Below are 20,792 nucleotides of genomic sequence, written 5' to 3'. Positions count from 1 at the left end.
ATGGATTTTGCGCATCTATAGGGATAATAACCCAATTTTGCCGAATAATGTTGTTTACCATTTGTTAGTAACCTATAATGAGTCTTAAGCCTTATATAAGGTGCGCTAGGGAAACGGACTTGTTAAGCTCACAAAATAAGCAAGCGCTTACGAAGTCAGTTTTGCGAAGTGAATTCGAACGAAGCTAAGCTAACAAAACTAAGTGAATGCTTACGAAGTCAGTTTTGCGAAGAGATTTCGAACGAAGCTAAGCTAACAAAACTTTTAGGAGGGAAAGTATGCTTAAGACAGAACAACTATCATTAGCGAGACAGATGGATATGGTGTTTAAGGAGCTACAAGAAGAATTATCGGGATTAACCTCTGGTACAGTATTTGTGCAAATACGAAATAACATGATCGGCAAATTCGGCATACGCCATAATCCTCTTTCTGGACGGAGCGGGAGATTCACTGATGTGAAAGAAGGGATGACAGATGGACAGCAGTCTTCTTTTCGGCTAATGGCGCTGGAAAGTCTGAAGTACAAGCGTCGCTGGACGCATGGTGAGATCTCTTACGAATTCGCCATCAGACAGGGAATGGTGATTGTAGATGCTACGTTGGAGTCCAATTACAATATGGCGAATCTGATGATTCGATCTCCTCGTAATGCCTATGCTGAAAGTTCCGAACAATTTTTCGGTTAAGCGTTATTTACATAAATTCTTTGCAACATTTTTTAAAATCAAAAACCCTCCCACAGCTTCAGAAAGAAGTGTGAGAGGGCTCAAAAGCTACTCGGCTTTAGGCTTATTTAAAATATAAGAAAGTATAAGTTTCGCACAATACTTTATGTCTTATATTTCTCGCTTAAACGCTTAGCATCTTAATGAGGACGCCGAAGGCGTTTATGCTTGATATGCCCTAGCCGGATAAAACACTTAAGATAACGGTTGTTACTGACGACCAGACAGTTGTTGTTCTGCCAGTTGTACTAGACGTTTAGTGATGTAACCGCCCAGAGAACCAGTTTCGCGAGAAGTGTAGTTCCCGTAATAACCGTCAGCTGGGATCGTTACTCCAAGCTCCTGTGCTGCTTCATATTTCAACTGTTGCAATGCCGCATTTGCTTGAGGAACGACCAGGTTATTGGAACGACTGCTACGACCTTGACCTGCTTGACCCATGTGTGTCACCTCCTTCGCCCGTTGTGAAGATAGTATGAGCGCTAGGAGGTGAATTCATGCATCGTTTTGAAAGGTTTTAAGGATGGTAATTATTAGTGAAGTCAAAGTGAGGAAGGAATCCTTTACTGCTAGGAATTACACACAAAAAATCGGTCTTGCCTTACGAAATCGTAAGACAAGACCGATATAATGTATATCTGCTTTAAATCTCAGGATAGATCATTTCCAGCACAGTGGATAGATTCTGACTCTGACCTGGTTCTATCGTTAAAAGACCTGTGAAGGAAGCGTCCTCGGATACATTCGGTGCATTAGCGAGCCATGTATAGGGCTCAATGCACAGAAATTGATCTGCTGGTCCTTTGGTATATAGCACCCAGTGACGGAATAGATTCTCGTCAGCAGTATAACGAAGGCCATAACCATCATCGCGTAATAATAAAGCTTCTACAGGCTGTTTTTCTCCTATACGAAGAGCAGTATCAAAATTAGTTCCCTGCATGTTCATTCCGGTGTTCAAGGCTTCTAGATCACCAAGTGGAATTAGATTACCGCTAGGGAGCAATTCATCGTTCAGTTCATAAATGCTATTTACTGGGAGTTTAAGATTCCAACGCTCAGGTTCTCCATCAATCATAAACCAGGTGTGATAACCGATCCCAAAAGGAATTCGATGATCTCCGAGATTTGTAACCTTTAAAGTTTGGGTAAGCCGGGCTTCCTGAAGCCTAAATGTCATTTCGAATTTAAGTGGGATAGGGAATTGCTCCATCCAGTGTGGATCATCTTCCGTTCGGAATTCAGTAGTGACCGCGCAACCATCTTCATCTTCTTCAATATCGCTAACACACCAGGCCTGAGTTCGGTGTAGACCATGAATATGATTGTCATTAGCGGTATTCTGGTCAAATTGATAACTTGTACCCTCGAACTGAAATTGGCCCTTACGAATTCTTCCGGGTGGAACTAATAGCGGCATGCCAAAATGGTAAGGTTTTTGCATAAAGAAAGCTTGATCGCTTTCATCAGGCCGCCGTAGAATTTCCCGTTGTTTCTTTACATCAAACAATGAAATCACGTTATTTCCTAGTCGCGGCAAAAGCGTGACTTCCAGTTCACGGCTGTGCAAAATATAAGTATCATAACCGCCCCACTGCCCTTTGGTCACCTGTTTCATGAGATATGCTCCTTTATCGTAACTGTAATCGAATAGAACATGGATAACCTTATCATAACAGATTTATACGGTAGTGGTTAAGTGATTTGACAACTTCTCTTTATGGTTCTATGATGAAGGCATTAATTCATGACGATAATGTGATGACGGGGACAAGTAGGCAGGCAGTGCACCTTCAGAAAGCCGGTGGTTGATGCGAACCGGTAGGACATACCTGATGAATGGACCCCTGAGCGCCGAGTTTGAACGGGAGCTAGATGCCCTAGTAGACCGGCCGGATCTTCTCCGTTAACGGAAGACTAAGGCTGTTTTTTCTTGTCTAAACAAGATTTAGTAGCGAATAAGGGTGGCACCACGGTCTCACGTCCCTTGCGGATGGGGCTTTTTTTGCGTTCTCGGAAACTTAGAAATGACATCAAACGGAGGTCTATATTATGAAAAAAGTAATGTCAGGCATTCAGCCGAGCGGTTCACTTACACTGGGGAACTACATTGGAGCACTGAAAAATTTTGTGAAGCTGCAAGATGATCATCAATGTTTCTTTATGGTTGTCGATATGCATGCGATCACTGTAGCACAGGATCCTGCAGCACTGCGTGAGCAGTCGGAGTCCGTAGCGGCCCTCTTTATTGCAGCGGGAATTGATCCTGCACGTTCTAATGTTTATATGCAGTCGCATGTGCCACAACACGCTGAACTGGGCTGGATCATGACGACTCTTACAGCAATGGGCGAGCTGGAGCGTATGACCCAATTTAAAGATAAATCATCAGGTAAAGATTCAGTTGGCGCTGGTTTATTCGTCTATCCTTCTTTGATGGCGGCAGATATTCTGGTTTATAATGCGGATCTTGTGCCGGTAGGTGAAGATCAGAAACAACATTTGGAGCTGACACGTGATTTAGCTGGCCGCTTCAATAATCGTTTTGGCGAATTCTTTACCATTCCTGAGCCGTACATTCCAGAGGTGGGTGCACGTATTATGTCTCTGGATGATGGCACCAAAAAAATGAGCAAGAGCAGTCCTAACGCTGGCAGCTATATTGCTCTGTTAGATTCACCGGATGTGATCCGTAAAAAAATCAGCCGTGCAACGACTGATTCAGGACGTGAAGTGATTTTTGATCCAGCTAATAAGCCAGAGATCAGTAATTTGATGAGTATTTATTCCGAATGTTCTGGAATGACACTCCAGCAAATTGCCGATCGTTATGAAGGGCAAATGTATGGCGGCTTTAAGAAGGATCTTGCTGAAGTAGTTGTAGCTACGCTTGAGCCTTTACAACAAAGATATAATGAAATTCGTAGTTCGGGTGCGATCACAGATATTCTTGCTGAAGGTGCTGGTCGTGCACGCGTTGTTGCAACAGAGACGCTGAATGGAGTGAAAGAGCGGATGGGGTTTCTGCCAGCTCGTTAATCTAATCAGCGCTTAGGTTTTCCTGTTTACGTCTGATCTTAGCTTTGAGGATGAATCCCCAGCCAATATTCATGACACAGAGAAATCCGAGCAGAAGTGCCAACCAAAAGCTATAACTGATCGCGATTGAAGCGGCAGTGAGAATAAGAATAGAAGAACAAGCGAACCAAAGTGAAAGTCCTTTACCCATGAGGAGAGCCTTCCTTTCTATGTCTGCTAAAATGAATCCCGGAGTATTATTATAATACTCCGGGATTTTTTGTGATTATAGAATAGATCTCTGCGTAAGTCTACAATTTCATCGTAAGGAACCGGGATCTATGGAAAATCGTTTGTCGAGCTTCTCGCTGCTAAGCCAACCCACATAAGTATTTAAAGGTCGATATTGATTGTCCATAACTAATACAGCTACAAATGGGTATTGTTTGCGATGTAAATAACGAACGTCCCCCCAGCGCACCATATAACCTGAAGGAAGTTCCTCCACTTCGGCTACTGCATAAGAGGTGAAGTATAAAAAGGACTGAATATCAGGGTGTGACTTGGATATCTCCACAGCGGGATGATCCGAGCATACAGCATGTTTGAACCACTCCAGTCGGTTATTGACTAACTGCCCAACATCATAGCTGCGATCTTTTTTCACTTTAACTACGTTCCAGCGCTTTAGCGAAATTGTAGGGATTACAATATAACGTTCGCCGACATTATGATGTAAATCCTTAAGTTTGATATTACGCGTAAGGCGTGCGTGAACGACGGTTCTCCAAATATAATAAAGAATAGTACAGGCGTAAAGCGTAATAAATAAAGGTTGAGGTGGAACGATTCCGGTGATCCAGAGAAGGATGGCTGCGATATGGCTACCAAATATAAACGGATCAAAAATGTGGATGATGTTCCATGCAATCCATTTTTCAGTGAATGGACGAGCAGCCTGAGTGCCATAGGTATTAAATAGATCAGAGAATACGTGAATACCTACGCCAATGAAGCTCCAGAGTGCGATGTGGCTTAGGGCTTGTAAATCAGTAAAGCCAAATAAGGGCCCTAACACGAAGGAAATCAGGGCGGGCCACAGAATTAGAAAGGGTAGGGAATGTGTAATTCCTCGGTGATTACGAATATACAACGCATTGTCCTTCAGTCGTAGCGCAGTATCGGCATCAGGAGCCTGAGAGGCGAGCACTGTTGCCAGCATAACAGCCCCGGCCAGTTTCGGATCAGAAGCAACGATGGGATCAACGAAGGAAAGCCCAGCTAAGCCTAGGCCCATAACTAAATGTGTAGCAGTATCCATTGGACAGTTCTCCTTTGTTGTTCGGAAGTTCTCTATTAATATTTACCCAAATACAGCTCTGGTTATTAAGGGGATTGAAATAAATATCAAATAAATATTGTCACGTAATTGTCGAATTCATGAACTTACTGCCCCATGACTGTCAAAGTCTTCATGGGTTTGTTATGATAAAGTTAACAGCGAAGTTTTAAATACTTCGGCTAGAACGTTAGATGTTCGTTTAGAAGGAGGATCATTAGGTGTGGATAATCATATAACATTTCAAGCTTCTTCCGACTCTGCAGCCATGTCTGCAAAATCTCCGCCGGAAGGTGCTAGCTGGCGTGATTTCATTGCTGTTACAAAACCCGGTATTATCCGATCTAACCTTATTGCGGCCTTTGCGGGATATTGGTTGGCCTCGGGTTGGGATGTTCATTACGGCAGATTAGTTCTAACTCTGCTCGGTACAATGCTGGTTATGGCTTCGGCCTGCGTTTTTAATAACTATTTCGATCGTGATCTGGACATGAAGATGGAAAGAACCCGTGAACGGGGACTTCCTACAGGACGACTAAAACCAAACACTGTATTATTATACGCCATTGGGCTTGGTATTGCAGGTTTGATCGTGCTGTTTGCTTTTTCCGGTATGCTTGCTGGTCTGTTTGGAATTGTTGGCATGTTCGTTTACGTAGTAGTATACACTCTTTGGTTGAAGCGGACATCAACATGGAGCACCTCTGTAGGTGCAATTTCTGGAGCAATGCCCCCGGTAATTGGTTATGTAGCGGTTTCAGGGACCGTTGATCTAGGCGCTTGGCTGATCTTTGCCATGTTGTTTCTATGGCAACCTCCTCACTTCTGGGCCTTGGGCATTAGACGTAAAGAAGAATATAGAGCGGCAGGATTTCCATTGCTACCAGTAGTTAAAGGAACACGACGTACGAAATTTCAGATGATTCCTTATGTAGCCCTTTTGCTGCCTATTCCAGTGTTAATGTACGCCTACGATTATGCGGGCATATTTTATCTGATCATTTCATCAGCGTTGTCCTTGGCTTGGTTAGTATTGACCTTGATGGGCTTTAAGGCTAAGGATGATGAAGTCTGGGCGAAGAAGAACTTCCTCTTCTCCATAAACTATCTGACGGTTAGTTTGATCGTACTTGTATTAAATACGATTCACGGTTAAAAAGAGGGAGGGTATACGTGTCCGTGCAGACCTTTAAGCGTTATAAATGGACTTGGCTTCTGCTATTACTTGCTTTGATTATGGCTGGTTATCTGGCAGTTAACTCTTTGAATTTAGGAAAAGAGAAGCTGCCAGTAATCGGAGAAGTACAGGACTTTTCTCTTGAAAATGTGAATGGAGACCAGGTTACTCTGGCTGATACACAAGGTAAAGCACGGCTGGTATACTTCTTTTTTACACAATGTCCAGATGTATGTCCTATAACTACGTTTTTGTTATCTCAGACACAGAAGATTCTGGTCGAGGATGGGAGTTTTGGTAAAGATACGGAGTTTGTCTCAATCTCTTTTGATCCGAAGAATGATACTCGGGAAGCTATTAAGACTTTTGCAGACCGTTTTAAGGCGAATTATGATGGATGGTATTTCTTGCGGGGGGATCAGGAAGAAGTTCGTAAGTTAGCGACGGATTCTTTTAAAGTACTAATCGCGGGAAATTCCAAAGAAAATTTCGTACATGCCAACCGTATAGCGCTAGTTGACCGAGACAATCGTCTTCGTGCATTGTATGATGCAGGAGATACGGAGAACGTAACTCCTGAATTTCTTGCCGATCAGTTGAAGGAATTGGCTCGGGAATAGAACATACCAAAACATCAAAAAACGCTTTTTCGAATCCTTCTTTATGGAAGGGATAACGAAGAAGGCGTTTTTTTAATAATATAAGAAAGTATAAGTTTCACGCTATACATTATCCTTATATTTCTCGCTTAAACGCTTATCGTCCTTATAAGGACGATAAGCGTTTATACTTGTTTCAAATAAAAATGGAAGTGGTTCAGGATAGACGATGAAATCTTCCAATCCAGCTTTTTCAAGCTGGGTGATATTGTATTCATCGGGCGTACCTTCCACCCCAGCATATCCGCGGCGAGTATAAATATGACCGGCATCGGGGAAGGCATCCCGGAGAACACTACGTATTTTTTTGCCAGAACTGTCGTTATCCAAATAAAGGTATACTTCTCCATCTCCAACTTGTTGCCGGAGGGACTCTAATTTAAGTGTATTTAATGTACCGAAGGTACATAGGATTTCTATTTCCGGTACTAACACGCGCCGTAATCTGCTGCGATCATTCTTACCTTCGACAATAATCGTAATGGACATTAGCAGACAATCACCTCCGGAAATGGGCCTAAGCTTCATGCTCATTATAGTTTACCGAAGGATCGTCATTTTTAACAACTATTTCTGCAGGAAAGTCTTCATTCCCCGGGAAATGTCGTAAAAGCAAAGAATCATGCGGCCCGCCCGTTCCATTTGGAATTGAGGCTCGAAAGTTTCCCTGTGTTTTTAGGTGGAAGAAGAATTAACGCTACCATTAGCAGTAGAAAGGCTATGAAGTAAGGAGAAACGAAGGCTCTTAGCTGTCCGGCTGCTACAGGTCCGGCGAATGCGCCAAGTGACATGGCTATCGACTGCATGGAGAAGGTCCGACCCATTCGCCCAGGGCCACCCAGACTAATGAAGAGTGATGCCATTGCGGGAAACAACACGCCTTTGGCTGCACCGAGCATAAAAAGAATCGCAGCAGTCGGAATACTTTGGAATGAGGCGAGTGCAAAGAAGCAGATGGCCATACCCAGTAATGCAGCAGCTATTCTTCCTCCTGGGGAAAGCCGGTTCAGGAAGAGCATGCTGAGCGTTACCAAAGCACCTAAACTGAGGAGCGACAGTAGTATGCCTGTGGAAAGAATGCTGTTGCTCCCTGTTTGAGATAGTGGGAGTTCGAAAAAAAGTACACCTTGTGAACAGGAAATGAAAAAAGGTAAAAGGTAATAACGTTTGGATACCAGATCATCATCTTTCGTTGGAACAGAAGGTCTATCTGGTACTTTTGTTGACTGCGCTGAGCTTAACGGCCTTAATATTTGTCTTGACGGTGCAGGTACGCTGAAAAAAGCCATGACTCCTGTTGCGATAAGCAGCCATCCAAGTGTGGTGAAGGTGCCAGAGTAGCCGGCTTTTGCTACGATAAATGCTCCCGCAGCAGGCGATACAACTGAAGCTAACGTATGAACGATACCATGTCCGGACATATATTTACCCTGCTCTGTGGCATCTGATGACAAAGAAGCCAGTAACGTCATACAAGCGGGAGAGAGAAAAGCGAGCACGAATCCACTCGCTGCTCTTAGCATTAGCAAATGCCATGGAAGCTGCACATGAGCTTGCAGCAGTAGAATGGCTCCCGCAGCGACAAGGCTGAAGACGATGTAACGGCGAGAGCCATTACGATCGACGAGTACGCCTGCAAGCAAATTGCCGGGAAGGTGGGTCAATGAGTACATGCCCATCATCCAGCCAATAAAGGTGGGTCCCGCACCAAGAGATATGGCAAAGGGCGTAAGGACGGGATACTGAGCATGTAAATCAAAGAACGCCAAAAAAAGAAATAAGTATAGCCACAGCGCAGTTTTCACAGGGGAACACCTCCGAGAGCCACCTACAATACATGTAAACGCAGGACGGCGTAATGATGAAGATCAAATTTAAAGCACTACTTGTACTTTACGTGGGACAGAGGGGGCTTATACCGCTTTTTTAAATCCGCTAGTAGGGTATACCTTTCACTGAGAGTGGAACCATGAATTATGATGGGCATTCATGTATAATAATTAATATTGGCGTTATATCTACGGGAAGAGAGAATCTGTAGGACGAAACTAGGCGATAGGGGTGTTGTGAGGTTGATGGATCCAGAGGTATGGTCACAGTTTATAAGAGAAAATTGGCTAGTTATTGTTATTGCGCTTGTTCTGCTGTTTGCGGTTGTTAATTTGGTTAAAACCGTTCTGAAATGGGCGATTGTCATTGTGATCGTTGTAGGTTTATTCATCTATAGTGGTGTTACAATGGACCAAATTGGTAACGCTGTGAATAAGGTGGCAGATGGAACAGTAAGCACGCTAAAGAAGGAAGCGCAAGAGGTTATGCTTAAAGAAGCGCAGGATGCAAAGTACACTTCAAATGGAGATGGGACCTTTACGATCACAACACCGAATATTGAAGTGAAGGGCGCAGCGGGTGAAGATAAAGTAGAGGTTACTTTCCGTGGCGTTAGTCTTGGGAAGTGGAGTGTTACAGATACGACAAAAACATTTATCGATGAAGCCCGAAAACATCAATAACGGGCTTGAACTCAAAAAATATAACTTGCGAGTAAGCAGGCGACTGAAAGGAGAGAGTGGATATGATAAACGGATGGATGACTAGTGTGAGTGATGCTAATATCATCTCCATCACCCTCCTGCTGGTTGTAGTCTTCTCTTTATTGCAAGGCTGGAGCAGAGGTTTCTCAAGCGCTACTGGAAGATTATTTGGGCTGCTGGGAACAGGATTATTTACTATAACATCTTTGGTATTAGCTATCCCAGCTGCGGCCTACCTCAATCCCTATGTAGAGACTTGGGCATCGGGGATTAGTCTGCCTGATACGAAGCTTACACAGTGGCAGCAAATTTATTATACGGCGGTGTCTGTGCTATCAGAATCACCGCTAGTTCGTTTTCTATTGTTACTTCTGATTTCTTATTTGTTGATTCGTATGCTCCTGGGATTGCTGTCCATGTTGCTTCCTTTTCCACATTTACGGCGTACTAAGAAGTTTAAAGATAGTAAGATTACACAAGTAAGTCGTATGGGAGGAGCAATGGTCGGATTAATCATCGGCTTAACTCGTGGTCTGGTAATTGTTCTTGCTCTTTTCATCTGTGTTGGATTAAATCCAGAGAGTGGATTCAGTCGTTATGTGGAGTCCTCTCCAATTTATAGTCAGAGCGCTGCCGCTGTATTTGAACCTATAGTTGGTGAGACTGTACAGAAGAAACTCCCTATTCTGACAAAGACCGTTGCGGCAGAGATGAATGATATCCTTCGCAGAAAATATGAGGTTATCGATCACGAAATTCCTCAGGATATTATTGGTGCAGCAGAAGACATTGCTGGACAAGCACAGAGTGATGAGAAAAAAGCCAGACTTCTCTATGATTGGGTAGGTACACGTGTGACTTACGATTATGCCAAAGCTGACAATTATTTGCAAAACAGGGTGTGGCATGAACAAACACCACAGGATACATTCGACACTCGGCAAGGGGTGTGTATAGACTATGCCCGACTTTACGCTGTGATGGCTCGTTCACAGGGCTTGCAGGTACGGGTTGTAACAGGTCAGGGTTATGATGGGCGTGGCGGTTATGGTGCACATGCTTGGAATGAAGTATATATAAGTGATCGGCAAGCTTGGATCCCGCTGGATCCGACTTGGGCTAGCAGTGGAGATTGGTTCAATCCGAAGGATTTTGATGAAACTCATATTAGGGAGAACGCCCTCTGAGTGAGGGCGCTGAACTCCTTGGGTGTGGTACAATAAATTCAAGTGAAATCAGCTCTACCATAAATGCGAGGCCATGCTCACAATAAGCAGCTTAGAATTCACCTTCATCATAAGAGTAATGTCCAGGCAAAGGTATGTCAGACATTTTTTTTAAAATATAAGAAAGTATAAGCACTATACTTGATGTCTTATATTTCTCGCTTAAATACTTACCCTCCTTATAAGGACGGTCAAGGCGTTTATGCTTGTAGAAGGGGAGAAAGCTGGTGAGTTTGTTTGGTAAGCAGCTCCCGCCTAAGGACGGGATATCTTCAAGAAATTCTGTAGGTCTAAGACTGAATATTTTTTTCTTTGGCACTTTTTTTATTTTTTGTATTATTATCGTACGTCTTGCAGGTTTGCAGTTTACTGAAGGGGCTCTGTTGTCTGAAGAAGAAACGAATCGGGAAACAAAGATTGTTCCGCTCGCAGCGATGCGTGGGATTATTTTTGCTGCCGAAGGGGAGCAGATTGCCTATTCAACACCTACGGAGTCGCTTTACCTTACATTAACTAAAGATTACACAGTTAGAACAACAGATAAAGCAACGGGTGAGACCACACTTACGGAAAAGGCGAAGAACAACTCTAATGCGCTTGCGGCAAGACTTGCGGCTGATTTTGTTAAATACGGAGATCCGAATGCGCCGAAGCTGACGCAGCAAAATATCTTGGATTCATTAGATTTAGATTTCAAAAAGTATTTAGGTTATGTGCCACGACGGATCAAGACTGGTTTAATTCCAGAGGAAATAGCCTATTTCATGGAGCATAAAGACAATTATCCGGGGCTAACGATCGTGGAGGAGAGTGTTCGTCACTACGATAAAGATACGGTAGCGGTGCAGACAGTCGGCTTTGGGAAGCCGTTCAAATCGACTGAAGATATAGCGATGTATAAGAATATTCGTAGTGAAATGAAAAAAGATTCTCCCCCTGGACTTATGTATAAAGCAGAAGAATATGTGGGGTTTGATGGTCTGGAAATGCAGTATCAACGAGAGCTTCGGGGAGAAAATGGTTATCAGGTCATTTCAGTGACTCCTCAGAATATGGCTGAGAAGGTTGAACAGAACGTTGCTCCTGTAAAGGGTAATAATATTTGGATGAACATTAATAAGAAGATTCAGATGAAGACAGAACAGGCCATATTGGATCAAATTAAATGGCTGCATACCAATGCCGTTCAAGGTAAGACGCATCCAGATGCTTTAACCGGTTACGCCGTAGCGATGGAAGTGGAGACTGGAAATATTGTCGCCATGGCAAGCATGCCGGATTACGATTCAAATGTATGGACCAAAGACTCCTTACCAACACCTGTCTGGAATAAAATTATGAATAATCATCTAAACGGTACGATTACTTCGAATTCGTCTGGTAGATCAGGACATGATTTTAGTTCACTAGTGTTTATGGGATCTACAATCAAACCCTTAAGCGTGTTAATTGGTTTAAATGAAGGTTTTTTTAATACCTCAACAACGTATTCAGATGTGGGTATTACTTATTTCGGTAAGGATAATAAATCATCCGTAAGAAATTCATCAGGTCACGTATATGGTCCACTTGATCCAGCTAAGGCCATTAAGGAATCTTCTAACGTATTTATGATTGATATGGTGGGTAAGCAGCTTTACAAGAATTATCCGGGGGATAAAGGCATTGAGGTATGGGACAAATATATGAAAAAGTTCGGACTGGGTGTATCTACGAAAAGTGGCCTCCCAGGTGAATCACCGGGCCAGATTAACTATACTGATCTTAAGGCCGCTGGTAGTTCACAGGCCGCACTTATCTATGCTTCTTTTGGCCAACAGGGCAGTTATACTACACTGCAGCTAGCCCAGTATGCTTCTACTCTTGCTAATGAAGGCGTGCGTATTAAGCCTCAACTTGTTAGTAAGATCACGGATGCACAAGGTAAGGTGGTTAAGGAATTTAAAAGAGAAGTGCTTAATACGGTAACGTTTGACAAATCCTACTGGAAAGAGATCAAACAGGGGATGAGCAGTAAAGTTAGTGCTTTTGATGATTTCCCTTATGATTTTGCACGTAAGACAGGTACCTCTGAAAAAACAGACAGAAAAAATATAAACCGTGATAATGGGGTATTTATTGCCTTTGCTCCGCGAGAAAATCCGAAGCTGGCCGTAGCGGTTGTTATACCAGAAGGGGGCTTCGGCTCCAACAGCGCTGCTCCGGTGGCTCGTAAAATTTTTGACGCTTATGATTGGGAGTATGGGCTCGATGGTGTGCCTAAAAAGAATGTTGCTACTGCGTCAGACCCCGTTCAAGAATAATTAGATAAAAAGGAGAGAAATAAACTGTGAGTTTTTTCCGTAAGCAGGCCTCACCTCCAGATGAGACCAACAGTAAAAGTTCCATAGGCCTGCGACTCAACGTGTTTTTCTTTAGCACGTTTGTTATATTTTGCGTAATTATTATACGCCTGGCTGTGTTGCAGTTCGTGGAAGGACCAACTTTAACTGAAGTAGAGACAAGCAGAGATACCAAAAATGTACCCCTTGCATCTATGAGAGGTGTAATTTATGCTGCTGAAGGTGAGAAGTTAGCGTACTCTACGCCGGTTCAATCGCTGTATATTACGCTCAATAAGGAGTATACCGCTAAGCAAACAGATAAAATGACCGGTAAAACTACCCTGACTCCAGAGGCTAAAGCCAAGTCAGATGCATTGGCAGCCAAGCTGGTAGCTGATTTCAATAAATATGGTGATCCAAAGGCTGAGAAGATGACACAAGAAGATGTGATTGAGGCACTGGATTTATACTTCCGGAAATCACTTGGCTTTATGGCACGGCGAATTAAGGCTGACCTGACTACTCAGGAAGTAGCCTATTTCATGGAACATAAGGGTGAATACCCAGGCCTTGAAATTGTCGAGGAAAGCATTCGTCATTACGATAAAGATACGGTTGCCGTACAGACGATAGGTTATATCAAGCCTTTTAAATCAGCAAACAGCCTTAATATTTATAAGAATATTTTAAATGCTATGAAGAATAATCCTGAACCAGGACTAACGTATAAGGATGACGAATTTGTCGGATTTGACGGCTTGGAGCTGCAGTATCAGAGAGAGCTTCGGGGACAGAATGGTTATCAGGAAATCTCTGTCAATCCGCAGAACATGGCGGAGAAAATTGAACGTGTAGTTCCTCCAGTTAAAGGTAATGACGTCTGGACAACCATTAATAAGAATATTCAGATGAAGACAGAACAGGCGATTATGGATCAGATTAAATGGTTGCATTCAAATTCTGTACAGGGTAAAACGCATCCCAATGCTTTGACCGGCTACGCTGTAGCAATGGAAGTGGATACGGGAAATATCGTTAGTATGGCGAGTATGCCGGACTACGATACTAATATTTGGACATCAGGTTCCTTGTCCACAGATGTCTGGAACAGTATTATGGATAACTATCAGAATGGTACCATTAATCCGATTTCTTCAGGAACGTCAGGGAATGGACTAAGATCTGTGCTGCTTCTAGGTTCAACGATTAAACCTTTGAGCGTACTCGTGGGTCTGAATGAAGGTCTCTTTACACCTTCAACTTACTATCAGGATAGAGGCTTCGCGACTTTTGGTAAAACGGGTCATGAAACTAAGGTAAGAAACTCCGGAGGACACGTATACGGTTCTATGGATCCTTCAAAAGCGATTCAGAAATCCTCGAATGCGTTCATGGTTGATATGATCGGTAAAAGATTGTATGACAAACACAAAAGCAAAGGCGTAGATGTTTGGGATAAGTATATGAAAGAGTTTGGCCTTGGCGTATCCACGGGAAGTGGTCTACCAAATGAATTCTTAGGACAGATCAACTATACCAATATTGAGGCTGCAGGTAGTGCTCAGGCTGCATTAGTGTATGCTTCTTTCGGACAACAAGGTAGTTATACGGTGCTACAGCTTGCCCAATACGTAGCTACACTTGCTAATGAAGGAGAGCGGATTAAACCTCAGCTAGTTAGCAAGATTACAGATGCTGACGGAAAAGTAGTCAAGGAGCTCGGTCGTGAGGTGTTAGATGAAGTAACCGCCTTCGACAAATCCTACTGGAATGAAATACAGCAGGGTATGCGAAGTGAAGTCAGTGCGTTTTCTGATTTCCCTTATGATTTTGCTCGTAAGACGGGAACATCCCAACAAGTGGCTAAGGGTCAAATTCGAGATAACGGTGTATTTATTGCCTATGCCCCGCGAAACAATCCTAAGCTGGCAGTAGCCGTAGTTATTCCAGAAGGGGGCTTTGGTTCCCAGAGTGCTGCGCCGGTAGCACGCAAAATTTTTGATGCTTATGATTGGGAATATGGACTTGATGGCGTTCCGAAGAAGAGTCTTCAGTCAGGTAATAATGCTAATGATCCTGCGAATGAGGGAACAACTACAGGTACCCAGTAACTTTGTCTCTAAGGTGAATAATGATTAAAAAATAAACAGCTGCTCTATTAAGAGCATACAAGAATGGAGGGGTGGCAATGACTGCCAAATACCGCCTGCTTGCTTTGGATATGGATGGAACCCTACTGAATGATGAACAGATTATTACACCTACAACGGTGAAATGGCTTCAAAAGGCGGTCGACGCAGGCGTTCATGTCTGTCTGTCGACAGGCCGAGCTTTTACAAGTGCATTTCCATATGCTGAGCAGCTTGGACTAGAAACACCGATGATTACTGTAAACGGTAGTGAGGTATGGCGAGCACCACACGAAATTTATCGTCGATCGCTGATGGACCCTACGCTGGTACGACAAATGTATGAGCTCGCGAAGGAAGATGACATCTGGTTCTGGGCTTATTCTACGGAAAAAGTCCACAAACAGGATAACTGGGATGGGGATGTCACAGGCAGAGAATGGCTTAAATTCGGTTATCACACCGAAGATGATGATCTTCGTCATAAGCTGTTGCTTCGCCTTCAAGATATGGGTGGACTGGAGATTACGAACTCCTCTCCGCATAATTTCGAGATTAACCCATTAGGTGTGAATAAAGCCGCCGGAATCTTGGAAGTCTGTAAGCTGCTAGGGCTAGATATGTCCCAAGTTATAGCGGTTGGCGATAGCCTCAACGACCTTGCAGCGATTCAGCAGGCAGGGCTTGGGGTCGCTATGGGCAACGCTCAGGAGACGGTTAAAGAAGAGGCTGATGCTGTGGTGGCTTCTAATAATAATGACGGAATCGCAGAAGTCGTTCAAAAATATATTTTTAATGAAGCTATTGCGTAGTGAATCCATAGAGCATATTTGCGATTAGGAGGTTAAGTATTGACGATCCTGGGTTGGATTCTTATTATTGCTTTGTTCGCCGTAGGGCTGGCCGGGGCTGTGTATCCTATACTACCGGGTGCACTTGCGATTTATCTTGCCTTTTTCGTATATGGCTGGTTCTTTTCTTTCGAGCCTTTTGGTGTTTGGTTCTGGATCATTCAAACGCTAATCGTTGTAGTTCTATTTATTGCTGATTACGTTGTAGGGGCGTGGGGCGTTAAGAAATTTGGCGGCTCACGTTCCTCCATTATCGGGAGTACGATTGGGCTAATCATTGGTCCTTTTGTAATCCCAGCCTTTGGACTTATTATTGGTCCATTTCTGGGTGCCTTTATAGGAGAATTGATCGTGGGTTCTTCACCAGCTAAAGCTGCCAAAGTAAGTGTAGGATCAATACTTGGGTTGTTTAGTAGTACTGTTGTCAAAATTGTGCTACAAATTATTATGGTCGTCCTCTTTTTTATATGGGTCGCCCGGTTTTAATTTTAACAGTGAAGAAGGGGAAATGGTTTGTCCAAGAAAGAGTCTTTTGTAAAAGGCACGCTTATCCTTGCTGCTGCAGCGTTGGTGGCAAGGGTACTCGGGCTTGTTCAGCGGGTGCCGCTGGATCATATTTTTGATGATGTGGGGAGAGCATCGTTTGGGGTATCGAACAATATCTATTTAATGCTGCTTACCGTGGCTACAGCAGGTATTCCAAGTACGCTCAGTAAAATGGTCTCCGAGCGGTACGCTCTGAATCGTCCTGAAGAGGCGAGACAAGTGTATCATGCCGCATTACTATTTTCAGTAGCAGCAGGGGTAATCATGACTGCCTTGCTGTACATAGGTGCTCCTTTCTATGCGACACATATTGCTGACGTACCTGAATCAGCGATGGCAGTTAGGGCGATTGCACCCGCGCTTTTACTTTTTCCGGCAATTGCCATGATGCGTGGATATTTTCAAGGGCGCAACAATATGATGGCTGGTGGTATTTCGCAGATTGTAGAGCAGTTCGCTCGCGTACTAGTCGCTATTTTACTAGCTTATATTCTATTACAGCAGGGTTATAACAATACAACTATCGCTGCGGGAGCATCCTTCGGTAGCGTAATTGGTAGTATTGCAGCGTTTGGTGTCATGATTTATTTTGCAATCAAGCTGCGCCGAGAGGATAAACAGCAGGGGTTAAATTACGATACCACTCAAAAATTACCGATTTGGGGAATTTACAAGGATATTTTCACACTATCGATTCCGATCGTGCTCTCTTCACTTACGATTCCAGTAGTGAATGTAATTGATACTTCTTTGGCTGTTCCACTGCTTATCGATCAGATGGGTAGAGAGAGTGCAACCGCAGCTTTGGGTATACTAACCACGCGTGCTCAAAGTGTGGCCGGAATTCCACCAGTACTAGCCATTGCGCTAGGTACCTCGTTGATTCCAATCATTTCGGCTGCCTATGCCCGTCATGATGAGGGACACTTGAAGAAGCAAATTACACTTGCTTTGCGGATTTCTATCCTGACAGGGATGCCAATTGTATTGGCGCTTGTGGCAGCGGCCTATTCTGTGAACGGGTTATTGTTCAGTAGCTTGGATGGAAGCGGAATTGTGGCAATGCTTACGATTGGAACGATCTTTCAGATCACCATGATGACAACGAACTCCATTTTGCTCGGTATGGGCAAATCACGTATTTCAATGTATTATGTGCTAGTGGGTATTATTGTTAAATTAGCCGCAAGCTTCTTGCTGAGTAAGGTATTTGGGATCTACGGAATTATCGGCGCAACAGCACTTTGTTTCGTAGTCATTACTATTCTTAACCTACGGATGCTGAAATCCATTGTACCTTTCGAAATTATGGGTAAACGTTGGGGTGGCTTCGCAATTGCGGTTCTTGTGTCCGGTGGCATTGGTTTTGGTTTGAACCAAGCTGGAATTCTGTTGACGGATCTGATGCCTGCACGTCTGGCGTTTCTGATCACTTGTCTTGTTGTAGGGGCCGCTGTTGTTGTTATTTATCTGGTACTGCTTATTGTGCTGGGCGTGCTTACTAGACAGGAAATCTCCAGTTATCCGCGTGCATTGCAAAAATTGTTGAATCCGCTGATGAAATTACAGCCTGCGCGTGTTCGTATGAGAGAATAGGTTTGACTTCTGCATTACATTTTGCTTCACTTAAAGAATAGAAATTTGACAGATATGGAAGAAAGGACTGAACAAGCTATGGACAAAATTAGTTCTCCTGCTGAATTTCAGGTAGCCATTCAATCTCCTCGATTAACAGTAGCTATCTTCAAGGCGGACTGGTGCTCGGATTGTAAATTTATCGATCCTTTTATCCCTGAGGTAGAGCAAGCCTATGCAGATCGTCTAACGCTGGTTGAGGTTGACGTTGATGCTGTGGGTGATGTTAGTCAGGAACAAAATATTATGGGTATTCCAAGCTTTGTCGCGTATTCCGATGGACGTGAATTGGTTAGATTCGTTAATAAATTACGTAAATCCCGCGAGGAAATTGAGAATTTCCTGGATAAAGCGGTTCAAGTGCATCAAAGCCTTCTACAGTAATTCCGGAAAACCACCGCTTTCGCCTGTTTGAGCAAAAGCGGTGGTTTTTTTAAAATGCTTCTTCATTACTAAAAACTGCGGGTGATATTTTTGACGACAAATCAGTTGAAATGGCTTAGTTATCTTACTTGCCTTATCATGTTCCTCGCTGTACTAGGAGGAGCGGTTGTAACGAAGACTGGATCGGGATTGGAATGTGGAAATGAATGGCCGCTCTGTCATGGGAAATTGATTCCGGCCTATACTGTAGGCTCGATGATTGAATACACCCATCGCTTGTTTAGTGGATTGGCAGGGTTATTGTCACTTGCCTCGATGATTGCTTTTTGGCGATATGCTCGAAATCGGCGGGATTTGTTAGTATATGCATTTATGACTTTGCTGTTTGTAATTGTACAAGGTGGTATGGGAGCGCTTGCAGTAATTAAGTCCCAATCTGCTGCTGTAATGGCACTACATATGGGCTTTTCCTTGATCGCTTTTTCAAGTTCTCTGATGTTGGCTCTCGGAACCAAAAGGCGACATGAAGCAGGCGAATACGATCATAAGATGGAGATTCAGAAGAAGCCCGTCAGCAAGGCTTTCCGAAATTTAACCTGCTTTACGGCCTTATATTCCTATATTGTCGTTTATATTGGAGCCTTTGTTAGTCATACGGATTCACGCGGGGGATGTTCTGGCTGGCCGCTTTGTAACGGTGAATGGGTTCCTGAGCTTTCCGGGGGAGTAGGTATTGTTTTTACACATCGGATTGCGGCTTTGATCTTATTTATTCTTACTGCGGTGCTCGGACATCTAGCTTTTTGGAAACATAAGGATTATCCAGAGCTAAGAGCTCTTGGCGTTGCTGCTGTTCTGCTATGCTTAATGCAGGTGTTTAGTGGAGCTGCTGTTGTTTACACACTAGATAATGAAAGATTGTACATATTTGCTGCCTTGGCTCATATTTTGTTGATTGCTTGCTTGTTTGGTGTTCTATGCTATATGAGTGTAAGAGTTTGGCAGCTGAGTAGCGCGAGAAATGCCGGGTTTGAAAATAAAGTCAATAACTCAATGGTTCCACCCCCTTGGTAGAAAGTTCCCTCCGTGGATAGAGTCGCTTTACCTGCGGAATAATAAAATGGAAATCGGTATATCGTGGTGCTGATTAACTAATGCTTACGGCGCGAGTTTTGTACGAAGCAGTCCATGCAAGCAGACGCTGGACAAAACTTTAGGAGGACTGGGATATGCTGAGGGTTATACTTGGAGAACCGCCTCGAAAGAACAGCGGTGTATTGGCTGATGCGATGGAGAACATGGCCACATTTGCAGCCTTACTGCGCAAGGAAATGAACGCCCATGAGGATAATGACCATGAATACCGCAAGCTGGAGATTTGGACACGTGGACTGATCTCCTCATTGGATGAATTGGAGCAAAGCTGGTTCGCGGCCGCTTTTTACCGGAGGTCGGTAATCGCTGGTTATATGGACGATATGTCACCAGTGGAACAAGGCGATTATGCGCGTTATGTTTACTTTTATAAAGATGGATTTATTCGTGTGTTCTCTCTTCTGGACAAGCTTGGAACGGTGCTGAATCATTTTTATGACCTCGAAACCTCTAAATTAAAAACGCACTTTTCTTATTTTACAGTGCTGCGTCAGCTTCAATTATTGAATGTGCATCCTGCATTAGCGGATCAACTGGAACAGATCAAGAACTCCTATCGAGATCCACTGGAGAATCTACGCAAGCGCAGAAATGCTGAAATTCATTATATGAATTCCGAAATGCAGGATGATTTATGGCAGCGACATCAAGGTCTGCATGACAAAATTCAGCTTGAGGATTTAGATAGTCATCTTGAGGATTTAAAGCAGTCCCTTGAAATGAACTGTAAAACATTAATCGTGGCATTTAGCTACAGCAATGAACAGCTGCGTAAGAAAATCAGCAAGGCAAAGAGCGTACAATCATAAGCGTTCAAGATATTTCCTTTTGACAAAAAACAAGAAACTTACTATACTTATGCTTGCATTAAAGTCTGTACGAAATCAAACATAAAATTTCATACTCTATATCTTATCGAGAGTGGCGGAGGGATAGGCCCGATGAAGCCCGGCAACCGATTTGTATACAGCGCGATTAGCGTTATGTACAAATGTCATGGTGCTAATTCCTACAATGACGCTAGGTTTGTGGTCGTTGGCAGATGAGAAGGCATTGTCTAAATAAACACACAGGGCCTCTTGCGATC

At 43.5% G+C, this 20,792-nt stretch carries 19 protein-coding genes, 1 pseudogene, 1 riboswitch and 1 other annotated feature; of the genes and pseudogenes, 14 read left to right on the top strand and 6 right to left on the bottom strand.

All coding sequences use genetic code 11. The features are described from left to right. The first annotated feature begins 278 nt into the window (after nucleotides 1-278). Complete coding sequence (locus UQ64_RS22000; RefSeq protein WP_060625579.1) at nucleotides 279-689, top strand: hypothetical protein; 411 nt, start codon at nucleotides 279-281, stop codon at nucleotides 687-689. Nucleotides 690-938: 249 nt separating this feature from the next. Here UQ64_RS22000 and UQ64_RS21995 read toward each other — a convergent pair whose 3' ends face one another. Together UQ64_RS21995 and UQ64_RS21990 are read right to left on the bottom strand one after the other, a co-directional pair. Continuing rightward, complete coding sequence (locus tag UQ64_RS21995) at nucleotides 939-1,169, bottom strand: alpha/beta-type small acid-soluble spore protein (RefSeq protein WP_036685295.1); 231 nt, start codon at nucleotides 1,167-1,169, stop codon at nucleotides 939-941. A 202-nt stretch (nucleotides 1,170-1,371) separates the two neighbouring features. Next, nucleotides 1,372-2,346, bottom strand: a complete 975-nt coding sequence (locus UQ64_RS21990; protein WP_060625578.1) for an aldose 1-epimerase — start codon at nucleotides 2,344-2,346, stop codon at nucleotides 1,372-1,374. 134 nt (nucleotides 2,347-2,480) lie between these two features. Next, nucleotides 2,481-2,719: a binding site (T-box leader), on the top strand. Nucleotides 2,720-2,780: 61 nt separating this feature from the next. Between UQ64_RS21990 and trpS the strand changes: the two genes are divergently transcribed. Continuing rightward, nucleotides 2,781-3,767, top strand: a complete 987-nt coding sequence (trpS, locus tag UQ64_RS21985; RefSeq protein WP_060625577.1) for a tryptophan--tRNA ligase — start codon at nucleotides 2,781-2,783, stop codon at nucleotides 3,765-3,767. A gap of 1 nt (nucleotide 3,768) precedes the next feature. Here the strand turns inward: trpS and UQ64_RS21980 are convergent, their stop codons facing one another. After that, nucleotides 3,769-3,957 carry a hypothetical protein gene (locus tag UQ64_RS21980; protein WP_060625576.1) on the bottom strand — a complete coding sequence of 63 codons (189 nt, stop codon included), beginning with the start codon at nucleotides 3,955-3,957 and terminating at the stop codon, nucleotides 3,769-3,771. A gap of 108 nt (nucleotides 3,958-4,065) precedes the next feature. Further along, on the bottom strand, nucleotides 4,066-5,067 hold the full coding sequence (locus UQ64_RS21975) for a metal-dependent hydrolase (protein WP_060625575.1): 1,002 nt from the start codon (nucleotides 5,065-5,067) through the stop codon (nucleotides 4,066-4,068). Nucleotides 5,068-5,308: 241 nt separating this feature from the next. Here UQ64_RS21975 and cyoE point away from each other — a divergent pair, with 241 nt between their 5' ends. After that, on the top strand, nucleotides 5,309-6,241 hold the full coding sequence (gene cyoE, locus UQ64_RS21970) for a heme o synthase (RefSeq protein WP_060625574.1): 933 nt from the start codon (nucleotides 5,309-5,311) through the stop codon (nucleotides 6,239-6,241). A 17-nt stretch (nucleotides 6,242-6,258) separates the two neighbouring features. Further along, the gene (locus UQ64_RS21965; protein ID WP_342447606.1) at nucleotides 6,259-6,882 is read left to right on the top strand and encodes an SCO family protein; all 624 of its coding nucleotides are present in this window, start codon (nucleotides 6,259-6,261) and stop codon (nucleotides 6,880-6,882) included. Between the two features lie 189 nt (nucleotides 6,883-7,071). Here UQ64_RS21965 and UQ64_RS21960 read toward each other — a convergent pair. Both UQ64_RS21960 and UQ64_RS21955 read right to left on the bottom strand, forming a co-directional pair. Further along, nucleotides 7,072-7,410: pseudogene (locus UQ64_RS21960) on the bottom strand (DNA primase); the annotation flags it as partial. Nucleotides 7,411-7,541: 131 nt separating this feature from the next. Then, nucleotides 7,542-8,726 carry an MFS transporter gene (locus tag UQ64_RS21955; RefSeq protein WP_060625573.1) on the bottom strand — a complete coding sequence of 395 codons (1,185 nt, stop codon included), beginning with the start codon at nucleotides 8,724-8,726 and terminating at the stop codon, nucleotides 7,542-7,544. A 270-nt stretch (nucleotides 8,727-8,996) separates the two neighbouring features. Here UQ64_RS21955 and UQ64_RS21950 point away from each other — a divergent pair, with 270 nt between their 5' ends. The 10 genes from UQ64_RS21950 (at nucleotide 8,997) to UQ64_RS21905 (ending at nucleotide 20,514) form a co-directional block, all read left to right on the top strand. Beyond that, the gene (locus UQ64_RS21950; RefSeq protein WP_060625572.1) at nucleotides 8,997-9,434 is read left to right on the top strand and encodes a hypothetical protein; all 438 of its coding nucleotides are present in this window, start codon (nucleotides 8,997-8,999) and stop codon (nucleotides 9,432-9,434) included. A gap of 62 nt (nucleotides 9,435-9,496) precedes the next feature. Further along, complete coding sequence (locus tag UQ64_RS21945; RefSeq protein WP_060625571.1) at nucleotides 9,497-10,642, top strand: transglutaminase domain-containing protein; 1,146 nt, start codon at nucleotides 9,497-9,499, stop codon at nucleotides 10,640-10,642. A gap of 266 nt (nucleotides 10,643-10,908) precedes the next feature. Continuing rightward, complete coding sequence (locus UQ64_RS21940) at nucleotides 10,909-12,984, top strand: peptidoglycan D,D-transpeptidase FtsI family protein (RefSeq protein WP_060625570.1); 2,076 nt, start codon at nucleotides 10,909-10,911, stop codon at nucleotides 12,982-12,984. Nucleotides 12,985-13,010: 26 nt separating this feature from the next. Further along, on the top strand, nucleotides 13,011-15,116 hold the full coding sequence (locus UQ64_RS21935) for a peptidoglycan D,D-transpeptidase FtsI family protein (protein ID WP_060625569.1): 2,106 nt from the start codon (nucleotides 13,011-13,013) through the stop codon (nucleotides 15,114-15,116). Between the two features lie 77 nt (nucleotides 15,117-15,193). Continuing rightward, on the top strand, nucleotides 15,194-15,946 hold the full coding sequence (locus UQ64_RS21930) for a Cof-type HAD-IIB family hydrolase (RefSeq protein ID WP_060625568.1): 753 nt from the start codon (nucleotides 15,194-15,196) through the stop codon (nucleotides 15,944-15,946). Nucleotides 15,947-15,985: 39 nt separating this feature from the next. Further along, the gene (locus UQ64_RS21925) at nucleotides 15,986-16,471 is read left to right on the top strand and encodes a DUF456 domain-containing protein (protein ID WP_060625567.1); all 486 of its coding nucleotides are present in this window, start codon (nucleotides 15,986-15,988) and stop codon (nucleotides 16,469-16,471) included. A 27-nt stretch (nucleotides 16,472-16,498) separates the two neighbouring features. Continuing rightward, the gene (locus UQ64_RS21920; RefSeq protein ID WP_060625566.1) at nucleotides 16,499-18,127 is read left to right on the top strand and encodes a putative polysaccharide biosynthesis protein; all 1,629 of its coding nucleotides are present in this window, start codon (nucleotides 16,499-16,501) and stop codon (nucleotides 18,125-18,127) included. A 78-nt stretch (nucleotides 18,128-18,205) separates the two neighbouring features. Next, nucleotides 18,206-18,550 carry a thioredoxin family protein gene (locus tag UQ64_RS21915; protein WP_060625684.1) on the top strand — a complete coding sequence of 115 codons (345 nt, stop codon included), beginning with the start codon at nucleotides 18,206-18,208 and terminating at the stop codon, nucleotides 18,548-18,550. Between the two features lie 90 nt (nucleotides 18,551-18,640). Continuing rightward, entirely contained in the window at nucleotides 18,641-19,624 is a 984-nt protein-coding gene (locus tag UQ64_RS21910) for a COX15/CtaA family protein (protein ID WP_156417640.1), read from the top strand. A gap of 155 nt (nucleotides 19,625-19,779) precedes the next feature. After that, on the top strand, nucleotides 19,780-20,514 hold the full coding sequence (locus UQ64_RS21905; RefSeq protein WP_060625565.1) for a Cthe_2314 family HEPN domain-containing protein: 735 nt from the start codon (nucleotides 19,780-19,782) through the stop codon (nucleotides 20,512-20,514). Nucleotides 20,515-20,614: 100 nt separating this feature from the next. Then, nucleotides 20,615-20,754, top strand: a riboswitch (SAM riboswitch). The last annotated feature ends 38 nt before the right edge of the window (nucleotides 20,755-20,792 follow it).

It is taken from the genome of Paenibacillus etheri (genome assembly GCF_001012825.1).
Classification (GTDB): Bacteria; Bacillota; Bacilli; order Paenibacillales; family Paenibacillaceae; genus Paenibacillus_AQ; species Paenibacillus_AQ etheri.
This window is presented reverse-complemented; position numbering and strand designations above follow the sequence as displayed.